A 6131-nucleotide genomic window follows, 5' to 3' on the forward strand; every position below is an offset into this window, starting at 1 on the left:
GGGGCGGCCGTCGGGCGCGGCGCCGCGCGGATCCGGCGGCGAGCCGGCGGGGCGGGGCGGGCGCGGACGGCGGGGGTGGGCGGGACCGCTGTCTCCGCGCTCGTCGGCGTCGTCCCGGTCCGGCATCACGGAGTATGGTGCCGCGCGTGCCGGCTGGCTGCGTCATCGGTGTCGATCTGGGCGGGACGAAGCTGCTCGCCGGGCTCCTCGACGACCAGTTGCGGGTCGTGCGCCGCGCCTACCGGCTGGCCCCGCGCTCGGACGATCCCGAGGACCTGCTGTCGCTGGTCGCCGAGGAGGTCCGCGAGCTGCTGGAGACGGCGGACACGACCGTCACCGCGGTCGGGGTCGGGATCCCGTCGCTGGTCGACCGGCGCCGCGGGGTGGCGGTCTCCACGGTCCACCAGCCGCTCGACGGCGTGCCGGTCCGCGACGAGCTGCAGGATCGGCTGCAACTGCCGGTCGCGCTCGACAACGACGGCAACTGCGCGATGCTCGCCGAGTGGCGTGCGGGCGGCGCCCGCGGCTGCAAGGACGCGGTCCTGATGACGATCGGCACCGGGATCGGCAGTGGCGTCGTCGCCGAGGGCAACCTGATCCGCGGGGCGACCGGGGCCGCGACCGAGCTCGGGCACATGGTGGTCGACTTCGACGGCCCGCTCTGCCAGGGCAACTGCACCAACCGCGGATGCTTGGAGGCGCTCGCGTCCGGCAGCGCGCTCGGCCGCGAGGGCCAGCGGCTGGCCGGCCAGCGGCCGGGGTCGCTGCTGGCGCGGATGGCCGCCGAGGGCACGCAGATCACCGGCCAGCACGTGACCGAGGCGGCGCGCGACGGCGACCGGGCCGCGCGCGAGGCGCTGCAGCGCGTCGGGACCCTGCTGGGGGTCGGGATCGCCAACGCGATGAACATCTTCAACCCCGAGGTCGTCCTGATCGGCGGCGGGGTCTCCGCGGCCGGCGAGCTGCTGCTGGCGCCGGCCCGCGACGAGGCGCGGCGGCGCGCCCGGCCGCCGTCCAACGGCGCCCGCGTCGAGGCGGCCCGCTTCGGTGCCGAGGCGGGGATGATCGGCGCCGCGATCCTCGCTCGGGAGGACCTGCCGTGAGCGACGACGACGCGGCCCCGGCCGGGCGGCTGCTGGTCTGCGCGACGCCGATCGGCAACCTCGAGGACGTCACGCCGCGGGTGCTGGAGGCGCTGCGATCGGCGGCGGTCGTGGCCTGCGAGGACACCCGCCACACCCGGGTCCTGCTGCAGCGCTACGGGATCGCGACCCCGACGATCAGCCTCCACGAGCACAACGAGGCCCAGCGCTCCGCCGAGTTGCTGGGGCGGGTGCGGGCGGGCGAGGTCGTGGCCCTGGTCAGCGACGCCGGGATGCCGGTGGTCAGCGACCCGGGCGGGCGGCTGGTGGCGGCGTTCCGCGACGCCGGGATCCGGGTCGAGGCGCTGCCCGGCCCGAGCGCGCCGGTGACCGCGATCGCGACCGCCGGGATCACGGCCGAGCGATGGCGGTTCGTCGGCTTCCTGCCGCGGCGCACGGGGGAGACCCTGGAGCTGCTGCGCGACCCCGACGTGACGGTCGCCTTCGAGTCGCCGCGGCGGCTGGTCGCGACCCTGCGGGCGATCGCCGACGAGGACCCCACCCGCGTGGTCGCCGTCTGCCGGGAGCTGACCAAGCTCCACGAGGAGGTCGTCCGCGGGCCCGCCGCAGAGGTCGCCGAGCGCTTCGCCGACGGCGCCGTCAAGGGCGAGATCACGCTCGTGGTGGCGGGCGTCGCAGCGACCCTGGACGTGGCGCGCGCGCTCGCCGCCGCGCGGCGGCTGGTCGACGACGGGGCGCGCCCCCGGACCGCCGCGCGGGTGGTCTCCGAGCTGACCGGGGTCGCGGCCAACGAGCTGTACCGCGCGCTGCACGACGCGGACTGAGGGCGCCGCGAAGGACCAGGCGGAGCGGGTCGTCGACCGTGCGCTGCACAACCTCGGGGCCGGTCCCTGATTGTCAGGGCGGCGGGCGGGCGGTTTGGTGGTCGGTGCAGATCCCACGACCCGAGGTCCTCCAGATGATGGCTCGTCGCAAGCTCACCGCACTCCTGATCACCGGCGTCACCGCCGTCGGCCTGGCCGGTCCCGCCAGCCCCGCATCGGCGACCCCGCCCTACGGCAAGCTCTGCGAGACGAGCCAGCTGTACGTCGACTACTACCTGGACCGCTACATCGCGTCGACCACCCAGTCCGACTCCGCCTACTGGCTCCAGGCCTACCGCACCGAGAAGGCCTGGTTCAACACCTACTGCAACTTCTAGTTGCCGGTACCGCGGGCGGGCGGGCCGGTAGCGGCTCGCGCGCCCGCGATCCGTCCCGGCCGACCCCGCCCGGCTCCGCCCGGCTCCGCCCGACCCGGCCTCAGCCGGGCTTGCCGGCGCCGGGGCCGTGCCGCCGTCGTCCGTGCCGGGGCGGCTCTGTCGCAGCACCAGGACCGCGACCACCAGCGAGATCGCGGCGACGCCGAACGTGCTCGTCATCCCCTGCGAGAGCGCCTCGTGCGCGACGATCAGCGGCCGCCGCGGGCCGGTCCGCGGCGGCGCGGCGAACGCGGCGCCGAGCGCCCTGGACCGCGCGGGCGCCGAGCAGCTGCCAGTCGCTGTCGCGGACGACCATCAGCTGGCAGGTGACGACCACGGCGAGCGCGATCCCGAGGTGCTGGCCGGCGGGCGCGCGCGGGAGCACGAGGCGGTCGGGGTCGACATCGAGGGGCTCCTTCGAGAGAATCGGTGGGGTCGCGCGGGACGTCGCGACCTTCCGACATGAAGCGGAGGCTGCCTCCGATTGATGCTCGTGCCTGCTACGGAGGTTGCCTCCGTTTCGCCCCCCCCCACGAGTCGAACGCGCCCTCACGCCATGACGCAGACGAGTCCCGACGCCCCCACGAGCCCCGCCGCCGAGCGGCCGATGCGGGCCGACGCGCGCCGCAACCGCGAGCGGCTGCTGCGGGCCGCCCGCGACACGTTCGCCGAGCAGGGCGTCGACGGCTCGCTGGAGGAGGTCGCCCGCCGCGCCGGGGTCGGCGTCGGCACGCTCTACCGCCACTTCCCGGCCCGCGACGACCTGATCGAGGCGCTGCTCCACGAGCGCTTCGAGCGGACGATCGCCCACGCCGAGAGCCTCCGCGAGGGCGGCGACCCGTGGGCCGCGGTCGAGGCCTACCTGCGCGACGTGCTCTCCGATGCCGCGACCTTCCGAGGAGTCGCCGCCAGTATCAAGGCGACGATGCACGACGCCAGCACGCCGCTGGGCACCGTCTGCGCGCTCTCGCGCCAGGGCTGGTCGACCCTGCTGGAGTGGGCTCGGGCCGAGGGCGTCGTGCGGGCCGACGCCGACGCCGACGACGTGCTGCGGGTCGTCTACGGGATCGCGTGGGCCGCCGACCAACGCCGCGCCCGCCGACCGGACAGCGACCCGCGGATCGAGCCGATGCTACGGATCGTCCTTCAGGGACTGCGGTCCTAGGCCAGAACCTCAGGGGCGGCTCCGGATTGTCGGCGGGCGGTCGATCGGGTTCGATCGACCGGTCCCTGTTGCCCGCCGAAAGGCCCTTCGATGACTCTCCGCCCCATGCGCTCGGTGCTCGCCGCGTCGGTCGCCCTGCTCGCGATCGCGCCCGCGTCGGCGTCCGCCTACCCCGACGGTCCCGGCCGCGTCGCCTGCCAGCAGGCGCAGCGCGCGATCAACAACGCCGAGCGGCACCTGGAACGGGAGTCCGATCCGGCGGAGATCGCCTTCTGGAACGCCGTCCTCTTCACGAACCTGAACTACCGCAACACCTACTGCAACTTCTGAGCCGGTGAGGGCCTAGAGCGCGTCGGTCAGCTCGCCCAGGCGGTCGGTCAGGCGCAGGTTCTCGCGGTAGTCGACCGGGCAGGCGATCACCGTCACCCCGTCGGAGGCGAGCCCCTCGCGCAGCGCCGGCAGCAGCTCGTCGGCGGCGCCGATCCGGATCCCGCGGCCGCCGAAGCTCTCCGTGAACCGGACGACGTCGGGGTTGCCGAACGTGACCGAGGACGAGCGTCCCAGCTCCATCTGCATCTTCCACTCGATCAGGCCGTAGCCGCCGTCCTCCCAGACCAGGACGCAGAGCGGGATCCGCTCGCGGACGGCGGTCTCCAGCTCCTGGGCGTGCATCAGGAAGGCGCCGTCGCCCGTGGCCGCCAGCACCTTGCGGTCGGGGTGCGCGAGCTTCGCGCCGAGCGCGCCCGGCAGCGCGAAGCCCATCGTCGAGAGCCCGTTGGAGAGCAGGCAGGTGTTCGGCGCGTAGGTCGGGTAGAGCCGCGCCATCCACATCTTCACCGCGCCGGTGTCGGCCAGCACGATGTCGTCGCGGCCGAGCGCGGTGCGGGTGTCGGCGACGATCCGCTGCGGCGCGAGCGGCACCCGGTCGTCGGCGCGACCGCGGGTCAGCTCCTCGGCCAGCAGCCGCGAGGCGTGGCAGTCGGCGTCGGCGGGCCGACCGACCGGCTCGCCGTCGAGGGCGTCGGCCAGCAGCGTCAGCGAGCGGGCGATCGAGCCGTGGAGCCCGACCGCGACCGGGTAGTGCTCGTCGACCTCGGCCGGGAAGCGGTGGACGTGGATGATCCGCGCGTCGCCGTCGGGGTTGATCTTGACCGGGTCGAACTCCTGCAGCTCGTAGCCGACGGCGAGGATCGCGTCCGCCTCGTCGAAGCCGAAGTTCACGTAGTCGTGGCGCATGAAGCCGACCGCGCCGAGCGCCAGCGGGTGGTCGTCGGGGAAGACGCCCTTGCCGTGGAACGTGCTGGCCACCGGGATCCCGGTCCGCTCGGCGAAGCGCAGCAGCTCGGCCTGGGCACCCTCCCGAGCGGCGCCGTGCCCGGCCAGCAGGATCGGGTTGCGGGCCTCGCGCAGGACCTCCAGGGCCCGGCCGACCTGGGCGTCGGTCGGCTCGTTCGGGCGGACGCGGTCGATCGGCAGCGGCGCCAGCGCGTCGGGGACCTCGGCGCCCTCGATGTCCTCGGGGATCGCCAGGTAGACGGCGCCCGGCCGCTCGGTCTGGGCGGTCTTGAAGGCCTTGCGGACGATCTCCGGCAGCGACTCGGGCGTCGGGACCAGCGCCGACCACTTGGTGATCGGGGCGAACATCGGCACCAGGTCGACGCTCTGGTGGGACTCCTTGTAGGAGCGGTCGCGGCCGACCTGGGCCGAGATCGCGATCAGCGGCGTGCTGTTGGTGGTCGCGTCGGCGACCCCGAGCTGGAGGTTGATCGCCCCCGGGCCGAGCGTCGCCGAGCAGACCGCGGCGCGCTGGGTCAGGCGGCCGTAGATCTCGGCCATGAACGACGCGGCCTGCTCGTGGCGCACCAGCACGTAGCGGATCGGCGAGTCCCGCAGCGCGTCGACGAAGTGGATGTTCTCCTCGCCGGGGATGCCGAAGACGTACTCGACGCCCTCCTGTTCGAGGCAGCGGACGAGCAGCTGGGCGGCGGTCGTGGGCACGGCGGGAGGCTCCGGGGACGGGAACGGGGTGCGGCGGACGCTATCCGGTGGCGGGCGGCGGGTCGGCGGGCACGGGCGAGGCGCGATCGCCGCCGCTCGCATCGGCATCGTGCCGGTGTCGTGCCGATCGCGTCGCATCCGGTTCGCGGGGCCTCGCGCCGCCTAGCGTCGCGCCGGTGGTCGACCAGCCGCCCGCCCTGATCCGCCCGCTGCCCGGTCCCGTCGCCTCGCCGTTCCGGTACCGCCGCGCGACGCCGTTCCTGACCGGCCAGCGGCGCGTGCTGCGGTTGGTCGCGCGTTCCGGCCAGCGGGTGGTGGCGCCGTGCGCGGGCGTGGTGGCCTTCGCCGGGCGGACGCCGCGCTCGCGGGCGGTGACGGTGCGCTGCGGCGGTTGGGCGGTGACGGTCTCGGGGATCGGGCCGGCGGCGGTCGTGCGCGGAGCGCGCGTGCGCGGTGGGGCCCTCCTGGGACGGGCGGCCGGCGCTCGGATCGCGCTCGGCGTGCGGCGGACGAGCGACCCCTTCGGCTACGTCGACCCCGCGCCGCTGCTGCGCGAGCCGCGCCCGATCCTGCGGTTCGCGCCGCTGGGGCCGGCGCCCCGGCGGCCGGCGCCAGCGGTGCCGCG

General features: G+C 75.2%; 7 protein-coding genes and 1 pseudogene. 7 read left to right on the forward strand and 1 reads right to left on the reverse strand.

Features of this window, described 5'->3' with window-relative positions; genetic code table 11:
- Window positions 1-146: 146 nt before the first annotated feature.
- The 6 genes from PAI11_RS10755 to PAI11_RS10780 all read left to right on the forward strand — a co-directional run bounded on the left by PAI11_RS10755 (window position 147) and on the right by PAI11_RS10780 (window position 3838).
- A complete protein-coding gene (locus PAI11_RS10755; protein WP_007574274.1) occupies window positions 147-1103 on the forward strand; it encodes an ROK family protein in 957 nt (318 codons plus the stop codon).
- Window positions 1100-1927 (forward strand): 16S rRNA (cytidine(1402)-2'-O)-methyltransferase, encoded by an 828-nt coding sequence (gene rsmI, locus PAI11_RS10760; protein ID WP_007574276.1) that lies wholly within the window; start codon window positions 1100-1102, stop codon window positions 1925-1927. Before PAI11_RS10755 ends, rsmI begins: the two co-directional genes overlap by 4 nt.
- 104 nt (window positions 1928-2031) lie before the next feature.
- Window positions 2032-2304 carry a hypothetical protein gene (locus PAI11_RS10765; RefSeq protein WP_040599850.1) on the forward strand — a complete coding sequence of 91 codons (273 nt, stop codon included), beginning with the start codon at window positions 2032-2034 and terminating at the stop codon, window positions 2302-2304.
- Window positions 2305-2431: 127 nt separating this feature from the next.
- Window positions 2432-2809, forward strand: coding sequence for a hypothetical protein (locus PAI11_RS10770; protein ID WP_040599851.1), 378 nt, complete (start codon window positions 2432-2434; stop codon window positions 2807-2809).
- A 90-nt stretch (window positions 2810-2899) separates the two neighbouring features.
- Window positions 2900-3508, forward strand: a complete 609-nt coding sequence (locus tag PAI11_RS10775; RefSeq protein WP_050897208.1) for a TetR/AcrR family transcriptional regulator — start codon at window positions 2900-2902, stop codon at window positions 3506-3508.
- Window positions 3509-3598: 90 nt separating this feature from the next.
- On the forward strand, window positions 3599-3838 hold the full coding sequence (locus PAI11_RS10780; protein WP_138974233.1) for a hypothetical protein: 240 nt from the start codon (window positions 3599-3601) through the stop codon (window positions 3836-3838).
- Window positions 3839-3850: 12 nt separating this feature from the next.
- On the opposite strand, the gene PAI11_RS10785 is transcribed toward PAI11_RS10780, so the two are convergent.
- On the reverse strand, window positions 3851-5644 hold the full coding sequence (locus tag PAI11_RS10785; RefSeq protein WP_007574285.1) for an acetolactate synthase large subunit: 1794 nt from the start codon (window positions 5642-5644) through the stop codon (window positions 3851-3853).
- Between the two features lie 38 nt (window positions 5645-5682).
- On the opposite strand from PAI11_RS10785, the pseudogene PAI11_RS10790 reads away from it, so the two are divergent.
- A pseudogene (locus PAI11_RS10790) lies at window positions 5683-6131 on the forward strand (hypothetical protein); the annotation flags it as partial.

This window comes from Patulibacter medicamentivorans, from assembly GCF_000240225.1.
GTDB lineage: Bacteria > Actinomycetota > Thermoleophilia > Solirubrobacterales > Solirubrobacteraceae > Patulibacter > Patulibacter medicamentivorans.

What these genes read in the sequence shown, in the direction of transcription:
- PAI11_RS10775 (WP_050897208.1), top strand. Translation starts at nt 2,900, where the DNA reads ATGACGCAGACGAGTCCCGACGCCCCCACGAGCCCCGCCGCCGAGCGG.
- PAI11_RS10780 (WP_138974233.1), top strand. Translation starts at nt 3,599, where the DNA reads ATGACTCTCCGCCCCATGCGCTCGGTGCTCGCCGCGTCGGTCGCCCTG.
- PAI11_RS10785 (WP_007574285.1), bottom strand. Translation starts at nt 5,644, where the DNA reads ATGCGACGCGATCGGCACGACACCGGCACGATGCCGATGCGAGCGGCG.